At 48.1% G+C, this 16,380-nt stretch carries 17 protein-coding genes and 1 riboswitch; all 17 genes read right to left on the reverse strand.

Annotation, left to right across the window (positions count from 1 at the left end; all coding sequences use genetic code 11):
* A complete protein-coding gene (locus tag WH43_RS01325) occupies window positions 1–1,326 on the reverse strand; it encodes a FliI/YscN family ATPase (protein ID WP_053422862.1) in 1,326 nt (441 codons plus the stop codon).
* A complete protein-coding gene (locus tag WH43_RS01330) occupies window positions 1,319–1,960 on the reverse strand; it encodes a FliH/SctL family protein (protein ID WP_053422863.1) in 642 nt (213 codons plus the stop codon). Before WH43_RS01330 ends, WH43_RS01325 begins: the two co-directional genes overlap by 8 nt.
* Window position 1,961: 1 nt before the next feature.
* Window positions 1,962–2,981 carry a FliG C-terminal domain-containing protein gene (locus WH43_RS01335; RefSeq protein WP_053422864.1) on the reverse strand — a complete coding sequence of 340 codons (1,020 nt, stop codon included), beginning with the start codon at window positions 2,979–2,981 and terminating at the stop codon, window positions 1,962–1,964.
* The gene (gene fliF / locus WH43_RS01340) at window positions 2,962–4,704 is read right to left on the reverse strand and encodes a flagellar basal-body MS-ring/collar protein FliF (RefSeq protein WP_053422865.1); all 1,743 of its coding nucleotides are present in this window, start codon (window positions 4,702–4,704) and stop codon (window positions 2,962–2,964) included. The genes WH43_RS01335 and fliF overlap by 20 nt, the downstream gene beginning before the upstream one ends.
* Before the next feature lie 12 nt (window positions 4,705–4,716).
* Window positions 4,717–5,034: a flagellar hook-basal body complex protein FliE gene (gene fliE / locus WH43_RS01345; RefSeq protein ID WP_053422866.1), complete on the reverse strand. Its 318-nt coding sequence runs from the start codon at window positions 5,032–5,034 to the stop codon at window positions 4,717–4,719.
* Window positions 5,035–5,053: 19 nt separating this feature from the next.
* On the reverse strand, window positions 5,054–6,367 hold the full coding sequence (locus tag WH43_RS01350; RefSeq protein ID WP_053422867.1) for a sigma-54-dependent transcriptional regulator: 1,314 nt from the start codon (window positions 6,365–6,367) through the stop codon (window positions 5,054–5,056).
* A gap of 17 nt (window positions 6,368–6,384) precedes the next feature.
* Window positions 6,385–7,221 carry an OmpA family protein gene (locus tag WH43_RS01355; protein WP_053422868.1) on the reverse strand — a complete coding sequence of 279 codons (837 nt, stop codon included), beginning with the start codon at window positions 7,219–7,221 and terminating at the stop codon, window positions 6,385–6,387.
* A gap of 194 nt (window positions 7,222–7,415) precedes the next feature.
* A riboswitch (cyclic di-GMP riboswitch) is annotated at window positions 7,416–7,504 on the reverse strand.
* Between the two features lie 331 nt (window positions 7,505–7,835).
* A complete protein-coding gene (flhA, locus tag WH43_RS01360) occupies window positions 7,836–9,908 on the reverse strand; it encodes a flagellar biosynthesis protein FlhA (protein WP_053422869.1) in 2,073 nt (690 codons plus the stop codon).
* Window positions 9,905–11,059: a flagellar biosynthesis protein FlhB gene (flhB, locus tag WH43_RS01365; protein ID WP_053422870.1), complete on the reverse strand. Its 1,155-nt coding sequence runs from the start codon at window positions 11,057–11,059 to the stop codon at window positions 9,905–9,907. The genes flhA and flhB overlap by 4 nt, the downstream gene beginning before the upstream one ends.
* A 14-nt stretch (window positions 11,060–11,073) precedes the next feature.
* Window positions 11,074–11,850: a flagellar biosynthetic protein FliR gene (gene fliR / locus WH43_RS01370; RefSeq protein ID WP_053422871.1), complete on the reverse strand. Its 777-nt coding sequence runs from the start codon at window positions 11,848–11,850 to the stop codon at window positions 11,074–11,076.
* Between the two features lie 7 nt (window positions 11,851–11,857).
* A complete protein-coding gene (locus WH43_RS01375) occupies window positions 11,858–12,127 on the reverse strand; it encodes a flagellar biosynthetic protein FliQ (protein WP_053422872.1) in 270 nt (89 codons plus the stop codon).
* A complete protein-coding gene (gene fliP / locus WH43_RS01380; RefSeq protein ID WP_053422873.1) occupies window positions 12,124–12,861 on the reverse strand; it encodes a flagellar type III secretion system pore protein FliP in 738 nt (245 codons plus the stop codon). Before fliP ends, WH43_RS01375 begins: the two co-directional genes overlap by 4 nt.
* A complete protein-coding gene (locus WH43_RS01385) occupies window positions 12,854–13,210 on the reverse strand; it encodes a FliM/FliN family flagellar motor switch protein (protein ID WP_152342756.1) in 357 nt (118 codons plus the stop codon). Before WH43_RS01385 ends, fliP begins: the two co-directional genes overlap by 8 nt.
* Window positions 13,210–14,091: a FliM/FliN family flagellar motor switch protein gene (locus WH43_RS01390; protein WP_053422874.1), complete on the reverse strand. Its 882-nt coding sequence runs from the start codon at window positions 14,089–14,091 to the stop codon at window positions 13,210–13,212. The genes WH43_RS01385 and WH43_RS01390 overlap by 1 nt, the downstream gene beginning before the upstream one ends.
* Window positions 14,092–14,094: 3 nt before the next feature.
* Window positions 14,095–14,523, reverse strand: coding sequence for a PilZ domain-containing protein (locus tag WH43_RS01395; RefSeq protein WP_053422875.1), 429 nt, complete (start codon window positions 14,521–14,523; stop codon window positions 14,095–14,097).
* Between the two features lies 1 nt (window position 14,524).
* Window positions 14,525–15,514 carry a flagellar motor protein MotB gene (locus tag WH43_RS01400; RefSeq protein WP_053422876.1) on the reverse strand — a complete coding sequence of 330 codons (990 nt, stop codon included), beginning with the start codon at window positions 15,512–15,514 and terminating at the stop codon, window positions 14,525–14,527.
* Window positions 15,514–16,371 carry a flagellar motor stator protein MotA gene (gene motA, locus WH43_RS01405; protein WP_053422877.1) on the reverse strand — a complete coding sequence of 286 codons (858 nt, stop codon included), beginning with the start codon at window positions 16,369–16,371 and terminating at the stop codon, window positions 15,514–15,516. Before motA ends, WH43_RS01400 begins: the two co-directional genes overlap by 1 nt.
* Window positions 16,372–16,380: the final 9 nt, after the last annotated feature.

Raw genomic sequence — 16,380 nt, forward strand, 5'->3', positions numbered from 1 at the left:
TTAACTCAACAATTTAGTTAAATCGGCTTGGGATTGCTGAAAATCAGAGCTTTGTTGTAAGCCCTGACATAAAAAATGTTCGATGGCCGGATAAAGTTGCACCGCTCTGTCGAGCTCCTGATCTTTGCCCATCTGGTAAGCGCCCAAAGGGATTAATTCCTGCACCTGTAAATAACGTGAATAGAGTCGTTTCAGGGCATAAGCATGTTTTAGCTGTTGATCCGGTACTATTTGTGGCATCACGCGGCTAATAGAAGCGCCAATATCAATGGCTGGATAATGTCCACGTTCGGCTAAAGTCCGGCTTAATACCACATGGCCATCCAGAATAGCGCGCGCTGCGTCTGCTATCGGGTCCTGCTGATCATCGCCTTCGGCCAACACGGTATAAATAGCCGTCATACTGCCTTTGCTATCGGCACTGTTGCCTGCTTTTTCTACCAGTTGCGTCAGTTTGCTAAAAACTGACGGAGGATAACCTTTGGTGGCTGGCGGTTCTCCGACAGACAAGGCAATTTCACGCTGCGCCTGAGCATACCGGGTGAGTGAATCGACCAGCAGCAAGACGTTAAAACCTAAGTCGCGATAATAAGCCGCCAGTCTGTGACTCAACTCTGCCGCTTTTAACCGCAGCAAAGGCGACTGATCGGCTGGTGCTGCAATGACGATGGCTTTTTTTAATCCTTCAGGTCCCAGGCTGTGTTCGATAAAGTCTTTCACTTCCCAACCGCGCTCGCCAATCAGGCCCACTATTACCACATCGGCCTGGGTATAACGGGTCATCATGCCCAGCAACTTACTTTTACCCACGCCTGAACCGGCAAATAAACCCATGCGCTGACCCTGCCCCACAGTAAACAGCGAGTTAATGGCGCGAATGCCTACATCCAAAGGGGCGCTGACGCCTTTCTTTTGTAATGGATTCACCGCAGGTAATGCCGCGCTGATGCGATCGCCGGTTTTGATGGCAGGCTTACCATCAAGCGGGCCCATTAAACCGTCCAGTACCCGACCTAATAATTCGGTGGAAACCAGCAACTGACTGGCTGTTGCGACAGTGCGGACCCGGGCGCCAGCCCTTAAGCCATCTACTGCAGTTAATGGCATTAAAAACGCCTGATCGGTATCAAAACCTACCACTTCAGCGTCAAACCACTGACCATCTTCGCTTTCAATCTGACAGCGCTGACCTAAGGTAAAACTGTGACCTGCGGCGGATAAGATCATGCCGTTGACGCGCAACAAACGGCCATAACTATGCACCCAGTCCGGTGGCTGAATTTGCGCTCTGGCCAGACTCAGGCTGTCGCTGAATGACTTACGCATCTTCGCCCAACAACTGCCGACGCACAGGTACCATGGCTTGTTCTAAACGCTGCTGAAAATCCAGCTGATGCAATTGCTGACGACCATTAAACTGCACCCGGCCTGAGGGCAAGGCGGCATCAAACTGCAACGGGATCTGCTGAATATGGCGGATACCGTTAAAAAGCGACGCATCGGCCTGAGACAACTGGATCGAGACTAAAGGATCCGTTGCGCCCAGTTGTGGCAACAACTGATCAATCGCCAGTTGTAACAGAGACGGCTGCAACACCAGTTCAGTCTGCAACACTGTGCTGGCCAGTTGCTGTACCAGCAATAACAATTCCTGTCCCAACTGTTGCTCTTTATGTTGGAGCTGCTGATTAAATTGTTCGGTGAGGAAATCCAAAGCCCGCTGTTGCTTTTGCTTCAGTTCGTTTTGCTGTTTTTCCAGCTCTTTTTGCCAGAACTGCTCTAGTTGCTGCTGACCCTCAGCCACACCACGCTGATAAGCTTCTTGCTCAGTCGCAGCCACACCAGCCTGGAAGCCCTGCTGATAAAACTGCTCGCTGAGTTGCTGCGCTGTAGCGCTGCCATCCTTGCGTTGTAACACGGGAAAGCGAAATTGTTGGTCCTGCTGCAGCACGGCGCTCATATCAACCTACCGTCTCTTCAGGATAGAGGCGATATTCCAGTCGCCCTGCAGCCATCATTTGTTTGACTATAGTCATGATCTCAGCACGGGCCGCTTCGACTTTACGCACAGGCTGAGGTTTCATCGTCTCAATTTGCTGACGGTAGACCTGCGCCAGACGTTTGGGCAACACAGCCAGAATACTTTCGGTCAGCGCCACATCGGCGCCTTTGAGTGCGGTGACCCAAAGCTCGTCCGGTATATCGGTCAGCAACTGATTCAACACATCTTCGCTTTGGCGACTTAAGCTGTAGAAGTCATACATTTTGTCTTCAATAGCTCCGGCCATCGCCAGGTCGTGCATTTTTAATAAATCCATTACCTCAGCTTTATTGCCGCTGTACCTGTTCATAATGTCAGCCACTTGCTGCACACCATTAATACGGGCACCAACCTGTTCGCCAACATACTCAATACAACGTTCCAGCGTGTACCGTAAATCTTCGATCACGTGCTCGCTGACTTCACGCATATTGGCAATGCGGAACAAAATATCGTCGTGTTTTTGCGCCGGAAATAAACCTAAAATAGTGCTGGCCTGCTCGGCTGGTAAAAAGGCCAGAATCAGCGCCTGCATCTGAATATGTTCCTGCTCCATAAAACGCACCAAAAGCTCAGCAGGTACCCATTCCAGACGACGTACATCATCAGCCAAAGCGCCACCGTAAATATCATCCAGCATGCCACGGGCTAATTTGCGGCCTACAGCTTTATCCAAAGCCCGTTCCAGATAGACACGGGACGCGCCGCTGACACCACTCTCGGTGCGGTACTGGTCAAAAAAATCGGTCAGAATAGTAGCAACATCGTCCTGAGTCACATTGGCAATTTTGGCCATACGCTCCGACAAAGCACGCACTTCATTACGGCCTAACTTCTTGATGATACAGGCTGCGTTTTCCTCGCCCATACTCAGCAGCAGGATAGCGGCTCTGTCCAGATCCGAGATTTGTTTACTTTGTTCAGCTCTTAACGGATTCAATGCTGACTCCTCGTTCAATCCAGTATTTGATCACTGCGGTCACCCGGTCCGACTCACGGTTGGCTAGTAATTGCAGATGGTTGATTTGCTGGGCAAATTCAGAGCCCACTTCAGGCAAATGAATACTGTGTTGCGGCCCTGTCGCCTGAGCATTCGGCAGAGCCGGATCGGCTTTGGCATCCAGTACGGCTGGCCCTGTCGCCAAGTCCGCATTTTCCATTTGAGCCTGGTCCTGTGCACCAGCTATGCCCTGAAATCCAGTAGCATTGTGTTGTTCTTTGTTTTTACGGCTGACTAAATGATTGACCAAAGGACGAACACCAAAAATCACCAGAGCCAGGCCAATAATAGCGCCGATCAGATAACGCAAATATTCTTTCATTTCAGGCATCTGCCACCAGGCCATGCCTTCCATTTGAGTTGCAGCATCGCTGGGGACAAAACTGAAACTGGTGATATTGAACTGATCACCCCGTTCAGCCTGATGGCCGGTCGCGGTTTTGATCATTTCGCCTAACTGAGCTAAACGCTCTGGAGTCCAGGGTGTTGCACCTGCAGCAGCTTCATTCACCAGCACGGACACACTTTGACTGCGCACCCGGCCTATTTCATAACGGGTATGGGTAATGGCTTTGCCGGTATCAAATTCACGGCGCATTTCATTACGTTGTGAGGTACGTTCATTGTTTTCAGCTGGCGCAACTGCACCTGGCTGTGCTGGTACAGGCGGCTGGTTGGCTAAAGAACCAGGAATACCCATCGCCAGCTGGTCGAGCATCGAATCGGTTTTACTGTTTTCACTTTTTAACACGCCTTCTTTATCCAGCGCTTCACGGGTTTCTTCCACCACGTTAAAGTCGACATCAGCCGACACCTGAATACGGTAATTGCCGTCGCCTAAAATAGGCAACAACATAATAGAAGCCCGCTCTTCGACGGAACGTTCCACTTTTTCAATAAAGGCGAGTTTTTTGTCGGTTTCTTTACCGACCGGAGTTTCATCATACAGATCGCCGCTGACTAACTTACCGCGTTGATCCACAACAGAAATATTGCGGCTATCCAAACCTGGAATGCTGCCGGCAACCAGGCTGACAATAGCTTCGACTTGTTCAGATTTGAGGTTATAACCAGGAGCTAAATCCACCATCACAGAAGCTGCAGATTTTTCTTCCTGCCGGCCAACAAACAAATTCCGTTTCGGAATAGCTAAATGCACCCGGGCATTACGCACCCCATCCATAGTAATAATGGTGCGGGCCAGTTCACCTTCTAAAGCGTGCTGGTACTGCATCGACTCCATAAACTGACTGGTGCCCATGGTGACTTTGTCCTGCATTGCAGACAAACCTTCAGGCATAGCCGCTTTAATACCACGGGCTGCCAGCGTAATGCGGGCATCGGCTAAACGTTCCTGTGGCACCATAATATTGCCGCTGTCGGTATCGATACGAAATGGAAACTGCTCTTTATCCAGAATTTCCACTATCCCGGCTTTATCGTAATGCTCCTGATTACCATACAAAGGCACAAAATTCTTTGCTGAAGTCCAGAGGATCACCACTATAGTGGCGGCAACTAAAGTCGCCAGCAAAGCAATGGATGCCAGGCTTTTATCGCCATTAGGTAACCAGTTTATTTTGCTGGATAAGTTAATCACTTTTTCCCGTAGCCTATTGTCTGAAGCCGCCACAGGCAGAGCTTTTGCCAATTCAGTTTTCATTTAAAACCCGCCTTACAGAGACATACGCATGATGTCATCGACACCATTCATCACTTTGTTGCGGATTTGCAACAACATCGAAAAACTTAAATCTGCTTTTTGGCTGGCAACCATAGCGCCTACCACATCATCACTACGGCCCGCATCGACCGCCGCCATCATTTCTGACGACAGATTTTGCTGCGCATTGATAGAGCGTAACGCTGAAGCAAAATCACCGGACAACAAACTGTCGTTTTGTGCAGGCATCACCTGCTCATTGCTGGCAATTTGCTGCAATTGGTCAAACTGGCTGAGTAACACATTTTGGGTATTTAACGGGGAAATCATAGCTAATCCTTCCTGCTGCTTAAGCTATTGCATCAATATCGACACCATGCTCACGCATAGCGGCCAGTTTGTAACGTAAGGCTCTGGTGCTTACACCCAAAGCCTCTGCAGCCCGGGTTCTGTGACCATTAAATTGGTTCAGTACACCCAGGATGTAATCAAATTCGGCATTCTTCTTGTTGAGTTTCAGATGGTTAATGCTGGCTGATTCTGGAGCTGTCACTGCTGGCAGAGGCAAGTTCAGGTCAATGGCCTGGACTTCAATACCACGTGCCATCACCAAAGCACGCTGTACTACGTTTTCCAGCTCCCGCACATTGCCTGGCCAGCTGTATTGGCACAGTGCTGCTTTGGCTTCTTTGCTCAGCACATATTTGCCATCGGCATACTTCTGTACAAAAAATTCAGCCAGCGGAATAATGTCGTCTTTGCGTTCGCGTAACGCTGGCCAGCTCAGTGGTAATACGTCCAGCCGATAAAATAAGTCCTGACGGAACAAGCCCTGGTCTACCAACTGACGCAAGTCTTTGTTACTGGCCGCTATCACACGCACATCCAGCTTAATTTTACTGTTGCTGCCTAAACGTTCTAATTCACGCTCCTGCAATACCCGCAGTAATTTGGCTTGTAATGGAAGTGGTAATTCAGAAATCTCATCCAGTAGTAAAGTGCCGCCATTGGCGGATTCAAACTTACCAATTTGCTGACTGACGGCACCGGTAAAGGCACCTTTGTTGTAACCAAACAACATGGCTTCGAGCATATTGTCGGGAATTGCAGCACAGTTCACTGCGACATAGGCCTGATCACGACGCGCTGACACATTGTGGATATAACGGGCCAAACGCTCTTTACCTGTGCCCGACTCACCATGTAGCAGCACTGTTGCGTCAGTTTGCGCAGCGCGATTGGCCAGTTGCAACACCTGCCGACTCCCTAGCGATACAGCCACTAAGTCTTTTAAGCCGCGGCTGATCGAAGATGCATTGCGGATGGTGTTTTGTAACTGCTGCTGGTTAAAAGGCTTCAGCAGATAATCAATAGCGCCGTAGTTCAGGCTTTCTGCTGCCACTGCATGTTGATCTTTTTCCACCAGCACTATGATTTGGCAAGAGGGGTACTGCTTCTTCAACAGCACCATTAAGTCTTTTGTACGTATCTCGGCCAGTTCCGCAGCCATCACTACGATATCCGGTTGATGCAAAGAGCAAGAGTTCAGCACGGCACTCAGATCTGCGGCGTGATTTAACTGAAAACCTTCAGCTTTGACACAAAGCATCAGGTCCTGTCCCGGCCGGCATTGTTCAATCCAAAGTAAATGTTTCATGTTCATGGGTTCACTCTTGTCTTTCAGCTTTGAGTACGGATCAAACGGACCAGTACTCTCCTGTTGTGCGATTGTGTTTTGTTACCAGCAGCCGCGGGATATCTGTTGCCGTGGGCACGGATTTCCAGTTTGTTTTTGCTGACACCAAATTCAATTAAATGTGACGCGACTTCGTCGGCGCGTTCTTCAGACATCACTCTGTTGGCGATGCTGCTTCCCATATCGTCGGTATATCCGTCTATCAGTACTTTTTTTACTGCTTTGTCTTGCTGAATATAAAGTGCCAGGGTTTTCAGGTAAGCCGCGTCATCAGCCGAAGGCTGGCGTTCATTCAGCGGAAAAAATAGTTGGAATTCGCGGGCCTGAGCCCAGGACAAAGGTAATAAAGCGTCAATACAGCTTTGGAATTTTGCGAGGGCTGAAGTGGATTTGATATTAGGCACTGTCAGGGTGATTTCCTGACCTGGCAGATCCAGCATCAGTTGTAGCCAATACCCCTGCTGTAACTGCTGCATCACAACAGGCACCTGCTCAATAAAACGGGCTACTTTGGCATTAATAAAAGTGGGGGAAAATTGTACCGCAGGCGCAACCTGCTCAGGTTGCCAGCCAGCAGTGACTACATGGCCCTGCACATCCTGTAACTCGAGATGCGCGGCATGCATAGTCAGTTGCATTTCAATAGCACGGGCAGGCTCTTTACTAAAAGCCAGAGTACCCATAGCGCCCAGATCTTGCTCCATCCGGCACTGAAACTGATCTCCGCTGATACGCCACTCTGATTGATCCATAGCGGGCGTGTACTGCGGAGCAGTAGCTACAGCCGATGTTAGCCAAAGACCTAACAAAGAAATAATCACAGGTTCATCCTTTTAAACCGCCCAACCGCAATCGACAAAAACGTCAACCACAAACAGTATTAAAAGGCAAAAAAAGCAGACAGGCATACAGCCAAATCCTGGACGGATCTGTGGTGTATCCACCTGAACAGGCAAAACCGAGGCTCGACCAGTATTGATCAACCTACAGGTTCACCTTTTGGGTGACCGCTTGCTAATGCAACCCCGCTATCGTAGATCCTTTTGGATCCTTAGACCGGAGGCTTTGCGTCCTGACCTTTAGGCCAGTTTGCCTTTTAATTTCTAAGCTTGTTAGAAAAATGAGGTTCTGAACAAAAATGAACTCTCACTTAATACTCTACAATAAACAAAAAAAAACTGGCTGCAAGCTTTATTTTATGGCGTTCAATCATTTAGTCAAAAAATAGCCATAAAGCTGCATCTGGTTTTATTGTAAAAGCATGTCAAAAAAATATTTACAGTTCAATAACATACGAATTCTAACTATAGTACATGACCTTTTGGTGACAAAATCAGACCTTAGTCTGAATTCAGGCTGAATTGCGTTCAGATCCCGATTTCAAGCGACGAACGGATCAACACCAGATCCTTTTTTGTTGTTATTTGGTCTCCTTTTATCCCAAAGTACCTAACACATTGACCCGAATTTGCTCTGGAATTTCGTTATAAGACAACACTACCAGCGAGCCTTGGGTAAAAGTACGGGCATAACGCGCCAGTAAAGGCCGCAATTGTGGTAAAACTACCAACACTGGCTGATAACCCTGTTGCTGCATTTGCTCTTTCACCTGCGGCATAGCACGCTGAAATTGGCTGAGTAAATTAGGCGCCACAGGGAAACTATCCAGCGCCACCTTACCTGCCTGCATCGCCTGATTTAACGCACTTTGTAAGGTTTGCTCCAGCTTTTCATCCAGACTATAAGCCGCCAGCTCTTCCCTCTCTCCCAACACTTGTTTTACCAGCACTCGTTGCAGCGCACAGCGCACATCACTGGTCAGTAAGATCGGATCTTTGGTCACTTCAGCACTATCCACCAAAGCTGTGGCTATGGTCACCACATCGCCTAAACTGACCTGCTCCTTGAGCAACAAACGATAGACTTTAAGTTGCAGATTAGGGGTTAAGGCCTTTTCCAAACTCTCAGCCAGAGTAGGAGCCACTTGAGCCAGACGCTTATTAAATTGCTTAATATCCTCAAATAAAAATAAATCAGCCAGATTCTCTTTGATCACTTTGCCAACATGAGTAGCAATGACGGTAGCGGCATCCACTACTGAATAGCCTAAATTTAACGCTTTGGCTTTTTGCTCTGGTTCAATCCAAACCGCTTCTAAGCCATAGGCCGGATCAACAGTTAACTCGCCGTCCATCTGACCGTAAATATCACCTGTATTCAGAGCCAGCAGCTTTTGTGGTTGCAATTTACCCGATACCAGCGGCACTCCCGCCAGTTTAATCCGATACTCCTGAGGATTTTGTTTTAAGCTGTCGCGCACCCGCACTTCAGGCAATAAAAAGCCGGATTGCTCTGATAAGGTTTTACGTACACCTCTTAAGGTTTGTAATAAAGTTTCACCCTGCTCTTTATCGGCCAGATAGACCAGGCGGAAGCCCAGCTCGACGGAGACCCGATCGATAAAAGGCAAATCTTCCCAGACCAGAGCCGCAGGTTCCTGACTGATTTTTTCGGTCAGTGCTTCAACTTCAGTGTAACTGCGGCCATCCGCTTTTTGCTGCAGGCGCCAGGCGGCAAAATATAAAGGCGCAGCAAAAATTAAAAAGGCGGCTGTTGGCATACCTGGCACTAAACCCAGCACTGTCATAATCAAAGCCGCGGTCAGCAAAACCCGGGGGGAGGCCAATAACTGTCGGCCCACTTCGTCCGACATTTCACCTTCGTCATTCATCCGGGTGACAATAATAGCGGCAGCAACGGACATCAGTAATGAAGGTACCTGTGCGACTAAACCATCACCTATAGTCAATAAGGCAAAACGCTGGAATGACTCGCCTAAGCTCAGTTGGTGCATAAATACGCCTATGGCCACACCACCTAACAGGTTAATCACTAATATGACTAAACCTGCTATTGCATCACCACGAACAAATTTAGAAGCTCCATCCATAGAGCCATAAAAGTCCGCTTCTTTGGCTATGGTTTGACGACGTTCTTTGGCTTGCTCCGGTGCTATTAATCCGGCATTTAAGTCGGCGTCTATCGCCATTTGTTTACCAGGCATCGCATCCAGCGTAAAACGGGCCGCCACTTCAGAAATACGCTCGCCACCTTTGGTAATCACGACAAAGTTGATGATCATCAGAATGATAAAAACCACCATACCGACCACATAGTTGCCGCCTATCACCACTTCACCAAAAGACTGGATCACATTACCAGCCACATGAGTGCCTTCATGACCGTGTAACAACACCACCCGGGTGGACGCCACGTTCAGCGTCAAGCGCATTAAAGTCGCGACCAGCAACACAGTCGGAAACACAGAGAAATCCAGCGGTTTTTGGCTGGAGACTGCCACTAACAGTACGATGATCGACAGCACTATATTAAAAGTAAATAACGCATCCAGCAGCCAGGCCGGTAAAGGCAACACCACCATGGCCAAAATGGCCAGCAATAACACTGGAATTGCGGTGTAAGGTTGAGTTAAAGAACGCCAGTTCACAATGTACTTCCTCGCTCATTAGCCTGTTTCTGCAGGCTGGACGGAATAAAAATATCGGGAATAGGCGCAGGTTTTTGGCCTCGCCCCTGTTTATAAGCTTTGAGTTGCATCACATAAGTCAGTACATAAGCTACGGCTGTGTACAAACCTTTAGGCACTTCCTGATCAACACGGGTGGAGAAATAAATTGCCCGAGCCAGCGGTGGTAATTCAATGACTTCTAATTGATGAGTAGCCGCCAGCTCACGGATGCGCAGCGCCATTTGATCGACGCCTTTGGCCACCACATAAGGAGCTTTGGCTTTCTTCTCTGAGTATTTCAGCGCGACGGCGTAGTGAGTCGGGTTGGTAATAATCACATCAGCAGTCGGTACTCTGTCTTCAATACGTCTGCTCGCAATCTGGTACTGAATTTGTCGAATGCGGCCTTTAATTTCCGGGTTGCCGTCTGTGGATTTACGCTCGTCTTTCACTTCCTGTTTGGTCATTTTCAGCTTATTGGCCACTTTGAATTGCTGAAAAGGCACATCAATCACCGCCACAATCAGTAACACCAGCGCCAGCATCATCAGACTAAAGGACAACACTTCCAGGCCATCTTTGGCTGCTGTCGCCAGATCCATCCGCTGTAAAAACAACAAGCGGGTCGCCAAATGACTCATCAGGCCCCATAAACAGAACCCCAGCAATAAGACTTTTAAAATGGATTTGCAAAGCTCAACCAAACTTTCGCTGCCAAACATCCTGCCTAAACCGGCAATAGGATTCATATTGCTGAATTTAGGCCCAAGCAATTTACTGGAGAAAATCGCGCCTCCCGGCAAAATACCTGCGACCCAAGTGGCAATAAATAAAGTCAGCAGAAAAGGCAGGCTTGCACCCAGCATAGCAAGCAAGGCATCAGCGATAGCTCCTGTCATCAGATCACCTTGTTTCAGCGCATCTTTATCCAGTTGCCAGCTGCTTTGCACCAACTGATAAAACAGCTGCATAAACATATCTGCAAACCACAATAAAGCCGCACTGCCGAGCAACAGCAGCAGCGCCGTATTCAGCTCTTTTGAGCGGGCGACCTGCCCCTCCTCACGGGATTTCCTGAGCCGCTGCTCTGTGGGTTGTTCGGTTTTGTTCTGACCGGTATTTTCTGACATAACGACTTAGCCCCTCAGCTCATCACCAGTTGCATCACGCCCAGCACATGCTCGGCTAAGACAGAAAAGTGATTACCCATCTGACTTAAAGTCAAAAACACACAGACAAAGCCCAACAATAAGGTCATCGGAAAACCTAAAGAAAACAAATTCATACTCGGAGCAGAGCGACTGGCAATACCAAAAGTTAAGTTCACCAGCAGCATGGCAATAATAGCGGGCAAAGCGACCAGTAAAGCGGCACCAAACATCCAGCCAAATAAATTTATCAGTAGCATCAGATCCAACTGATACAAACTGGCACCAACAGGCCAGAGATTAAAACTGTCGACCATAATTTGCAGACTGATCAAATGACCGTTTAAAGCAAAAAACAGCAGCGCTGTCATCACCCAAAATAACTGACTTAGTACCGAGACGGAGTCTCCACTGGCCGGGTCCATCATCATGGCCATAGACAAACCCATTTGCATCGAAATCATCAGGCCCACCAGCGCCAGCACTTCAAACAACATCCGCACAGCGCCAGCCATAATGACGGCAAAAATCACCTGCTCCAGCGTCACTACAGCCCCTTCTAGAGAAAAAGGGTCTATGGCTTTCACCTCAATCGAAGGTGCCAGCAAAAAGCTTAAAAACAGAGCCAGAACAATGCGGGCTCTGGGGACCACAGCAGGATTATCAAATACGGGCAAGGCCCAGAAAAAAGCTGCCAACCGGACAAAAGGCCACCATAAGGTGCCAAACCACACCATCAGTTGCTCTGTTGTCAGGCTTAATAACGAGCTCATGAGTGACTCATCCCAAGATGGCCGGGATCATTTGACTTAAATTTGCAAACCAGTCGAGTAACTTCTGGATCAGCCAATGCCCGGCAAACACCACCATCAACAGTGTCAGCAACATACGGGGTAAAAAGGTCAATGTTTGTTCCTGAATCGACGTAGCCGCCTGAAACACGGCCACCAGAATCCCCAGAATCAAACCTGGTACTATCAGCACCAACAGCATTTCGATGATAGTGAAAATGGCGTCGCTGATCAGCTGTGTCGCCATACCCGGATTCATGGAGCAGCTCCAAAGCTTGCAGCTAAAGTGCCAGCCACCATAGACCACCCATCCGCGAGTACAAAAATCATCAACTTAAAGGGCAAACTAATAATCAAAGGCGACAACATCATCATACCCATAGACATCAGCACGCTGGCGACCACCAGATCGATGATTAAAAACGGAATAAACAACATAAAACCAATCTGAAAAGCTGTGGTCAGTTCACTTAATACAAAAGCCGGTAACAAGACGTCAAAGGTTAAATCTGCCGCAGCTCTGGTCGTCGGCTCATTGGCAATTTTTAACACCTGATGCAATTCGTTCTCACGAATTTGTGCCAGCATAAATTGCCGTACCGGCTGTTCAGCCCGGGCTATCGCCTGCTCTAGAGATAGGGTTTCAGCCTGATAAGGCTTAAAAGCATTCTGGTAAATATCCTGCCAGACAGGCTTCATAATCAGCAGACTCAACATCAAAGCTATGCCAATTAAAATCCGGTTTGGCGGGCTTTGGGCTAGGCCCAGTGCCTGACGCAAAATCGCCAGCACTATGATAATGCGGGTAAAAGAGGTCATCATCAGCACTATGCCGGGGATCAGGCTCAACACCGTCATTAACAGCAAAATTTGCAGTTTAACGCTGTAATCCTGCCCTGTTGCACTGTCAGTAACAGACAACAAGGTCAGATCCTGAGCTGACAACCCCAAAGGCAACAGCAGTGCGGCCAGAACCATTAAGATCTTAGGCATGACGGGTTGGGCTATTTTGTGTGGAGACAAACTTCAGGCCGTATTTACCGTTGACCATCACCACTTCAGCTTTAGCAAATAACACCCCATTGACTTTGACATCCAGAGGTTCACCAATAGGCTTATCCAGTGGCAATACGTCACCAGCTTCAGCCCCACTTAGTTCACCTAAGGTGACTTCGGTACTGGACACTTCTAAAGTGACAGTCAGAGGCACATCACGGAACATGTCCATACCCAATGCTCCGGCAGGTTTTTCAGTTTTGTCCTCACCAAATAACTCACCCATATCCAGCATACTGATGTCATCCATCATGCTGTCTGAATTTGTTTGCATATTACTCATCATTATTTCTCCTGTTTTTCCGTCACCTGGAACATTAATACCTGACCTTCTTCGGCCACAGTGCCATGAAACAGCACCTGTTTACCTAACTGGAACCGCATAGAGCTAAACAGCTCTATGGCCAATACTTCTCCCTGTAACCAGTCCTGCAACTGTTTGACTGTGACTTGCTTACGGGCCATTTCGACAGTGCAGCGCACCGGTACCTGCTGCCAATCCACCAGCAAAGCTTCGCCTTGAGAACTATCAGCGCTAAATAACTCATCGTTCTCCTGCAATAACAGCTCAATAGGTAGCCATAAAAACCAGCTGACCGCTTCTTTCTCCAAAATCAGCCGCACTTTCAGCGGTAAATAACTAAAAGCATCCAGCTGCAGTTTTTGCTTATACAAATGTGCAGTCAGAGGTAAATGCTGGTTAAACAGCAATTGCATCAGAGCCTGCACTTGTTTTTGCAACAAACGGCAGCAAATGCGGTTTTCAGAGCTACTGAATTCAACCTTTTCCTGGATTTGTGTTTTGTCCGTTAGCTGCCCACCCAGGCATAAGTCGGCCATATTGTGCACAGCCTGATGGTCAATCGACATGTAACACAGCCGCTCTTTGTCCAGCGGCAAAGCGGCGTCCAATAATAAAATCCCGGGTTCTGCCAACCAATTTTCCAGGCCTACACCACTGCATAAATTCAGATCCAGCTCAAAGACCACATCGGTCAGCATCCGACCCAATTCAGCCTGCAAAGCTTTACTTAGATCTGCCAGGCGGCTCTTGCATCTTTGGCTGGCAACTTCAAAACTGCGTTGTTGCCGGGTTAAGGCATAAGGCGCAGCGGCTAATGCTAAATCGCCGCTTAACAACTTCTGCTGTGTCTCTTTAAGAATCATCCGCTACCCTAAATTCTGCTGCTGGTTCACTTCGACCAGTCGAAAGTTATCCTGCTTTAATACAAAAGCGCGCCGTCTGAGTTTGCGTAATAACTTCAGTCGTACTGAACTGTCTTTGCCTTGCCACTCCAGACCTAAAAATTCCAGCTTGTCGTTAATAGTTTTGCGATAACAGACTCTGGCTTTCACTTTGGTGGTCTTGTCGTACAGCACCCAAAACTCATCCGGCACATTATCTTTCAGCGGAGCCAGTAATCCGGCGCCCCCCATACTCATATCTTTGACGACAGCGCTGCCAATCTCGTTACCAAACCAGCCCAGGCGCTTTAATTTCACCGCTATGCCTTTGGTTTGAGTTTGCAACGACTGCTCTGGGTCATAAAAATACCAACGGTAATAACTGCGGCCTGGCTGCTGACGTAAATACGGCATATCAATCCTGATAATCTGTGCGCAAAACGGGCTGATTCTGAAGGGCCGCATCCGCAGCCTTGTTCAGCTCATTACTTTTGTTCTCGCTGGAGAACATGTCTTTGAGCTGCTGCTCAGCTTTACTGGTCAGGATTAAAATCTCGATACGGCGGTTTTCACTGGCGCCAGGCTGAGCTTTGTTCAACAGCATGGTTTCAGCAAAAGCACTGACCTGAGCTACTCGCTGCACCGGCATACCGCCTGCGGCTAACACCTGACGTGCCTGTAAAGCTCGGTCACCGGATAACTCCCAGTTGCTGTATTGGCTGCTGTTAAAGGCCGTACCGTCGGTATGACCTGATATCAGCAGTCTGTTGTGAATGCGGGAAAATACTGGTGCCAGTTTTAATAACAAATCCTCGAAATAAGGTGTCATTTCGACCTGACCCCGCTGAAACATCTGGCGGTTTTCACTATCGCGGATAATCACACGTAAACCTGCAGGCATAGCTTCAATCACCAGATTAGCTTCGGCCTGATTGACCTCTGCAAAATTCTGAAAGGCCTGTGCCAACAAGCTTAAATCCGGTGGTGAATCATATTGACCGCTGATCAAAGAGTTCAGCTTTTCACCCACACCTGCAGAAGGTTCACGTTTACCTTCAGGGATTTGCAAATGTGCTGACATACCAGCAACAAAAGTCTGCTGAGGTTCATGTACAGAAACCGCCATTTCAACAGGGGACGGAGTGCCGCCTAAATCCACCGGATAAGGACTGTTCATCGCATCAAAAGGATGACTGTTCCCCCCTAAAATCGACTGAGTACGCATATAAGACGCTACCTTAGTGCGTTCCTTCACAGTGGAGACTTCTAAAATCCACAACACCATAAAAAATGCCATCATCGCCAGCGTAAAGTCAGCAAAAGCCACTTTCCATGCACCGTTACTTTTACGTCCGGCTTTAGCGCGACTGACCCGCCGTATTATGACTGGAGCTGTATCGTTCATCAGGCCGCCTTGTTATTGATCCAATCTTCCATTTCGGTGAAAGAAGGTTTCAAATCTTCGGTGATCAGTTTGCGGCCTGAATCTGTAGCCACTACAGCGACATGACCTTTGGCGTGGGCCACCAGCACAGCACGCACGCATTCAAAAACGGCAGTCTGTTTTTTGATATAAGCTTCCATGGCCGAACTTAAGGGTTCAAACAAGCAATAACAGGCAAAAATGCCAATAAAAGTACCGACCAGAGCAGCGGCAACGTGGTAACCAATTTCACTCAAAGGCCCATCCAGATGCTGCATAGTGATAATAATGCCGCCTACAGCAGCCAAAATACCAAAGCCAGGCATGGCTTCGGCTATGCCATGTAAGGCAGAAGATGGTTTCAGTTTTTGTTGCTCTATGGTCTGAATTTCCTGTTCCAGCAATGCATCCAGGTCATAGGCGTTAATTTTACCCATGCTGAGTAAACGCACGTTGTCGCAGACAAACACCAGTAATTCAGGGTTTTCCAATACGGCAGGGTATGAAATGAAAATAGAACTGACCTGTGGATTTTCGACATGATCTTCCAACTCACGAAACCCTTTGCTACGAATGGTCTCCAACAGCTGATACATCAGCATCAGCAGTTCTTTATACAACTGGCTTTGGTCAGGTTGTTTCACGAACTGGGCTTTGAGCTGTCCGAGCAGATCTTTGAGTACATAGCTGCTGTTACCTATAATCAAAGCACCAATACCAGCGCCTAAAATAATAACAAACTCAGCAGGTTGCCATAGCATGGCGACATTACCACCAGCCATCATAAAGCCACCCACTACAGTAGCCAGCACAACCAGAAAACCTATTAGTCTTTGCATTGTTTTTAT

The organism is Rheinheimera sp. KL1 (assembly GCF_001275035.1).
Lineage (GTDB): Bacteria > Pseudomonadota > Gammaproteobacteria > Enterobacterales > Alteromonadaceae > Pararheinheimera > Pararheinheimera tangshanensis.

Excerpts from the sequence above, each read along its gene's own strand:
- WH43_RS01325 (WP_053422862.1), bottom strand. The coding sequence starts at position 1,326 with ATGCGTAAGTCATTCAGCGACAGCCTGAGTCTGGCCAGAGCGCAAATT.
- WH43_RS01330 (WP_053422863.1), bottom strand. The coding sequence starts at position 1,960 with ATGAGCGCCGTGCTGCAGCAGGACCAACAATTTCGCTTTCCCGTGTTA.
- fliF (WP_053422865.1), bottom strand. The coding sequence starts at position 4,704 with ATGAAAACTGAATTGGCAAAAGCTCTGCCTGTGGCGGCTTCAGACAAT.
- fliE (WP_053422866.1), bottom strand. The coding sequence starts at position 5,034 with ATGATTTCCCCGTTAAATACCCAAAATGTGTTACTCAGCCAGTTTGAC.
- WH43_RS01350 (WP_053422867.1), bottom strand. The coding sequence starts at position 6,367 with ATGAACATGAAACATTTACTTTGGATTGAACAATGCCGGCCGGGACAG.
- flhB (WP_053422870.1), bottom strand. The coding sequence starts at position 11,059 with ATGTCAGAAAATACCGGTCAGAACAAAACCGAACAACCCACAGAGCAG.
- fliR (WP_053422871.1), bottom strand. The coding sequence starts at position 11,850 with ATGAGCTCGTTATTAAGCCTGACAACAGAGCAACTGATGGTGTGGTTT.
- WH43_RS01375 (WP_053422872.1), bottom strand. The coding sequence starts at position 12,127 with ATGAATCCGGGTATGGCGACACAGCTGATCAGCGACGCCATTTTCACT.
- fliP (WP_053422873.1), bottom strand. The coding sequence starts at position 12,861 with ATGCCTAAGATCTTAATGGTTCTGGCCGCACTGCTGTTGCCTTTGGGG.
- WH43_RS01385 (WP_152342756.1), bottom strand. The coding sequence starts at position 13,210 with ATGATGAGTAATATGCAAACAAATTCAGACAGCATGATGGATGACATC.
- WH43_RS01390 (WP_053422874.1), bottom strand. The coding sequence starts at position 14,091 with ATGATTCTTAAAGAGACACAGCAGAAGTTGTTAAGCGGCGATTTAGCA.
- WH43_RS01395 (WP_053422875.1), bottom strand. The coding sequence starts at position 14,523 with ATGCCGTATTTACGTCAGCAGCCAGGCCGCAGTTATTACCGTTGGTAT.
- WH43_RS01400 (WP_053422876.1), bottom strand. The coding sequence starts at position 15,514 with ATGAACGATACAGCTCCAGTCATAATACGGCGGGTCAGTCGCGCTAAA.
- motA (WP_053422877.1), bottom strand. The coding sequence starts at position 16,371 with ATGCAAAGACTAATAGGTTTTCTGGTTGTGCTGGCTACTGTAGTGGGT.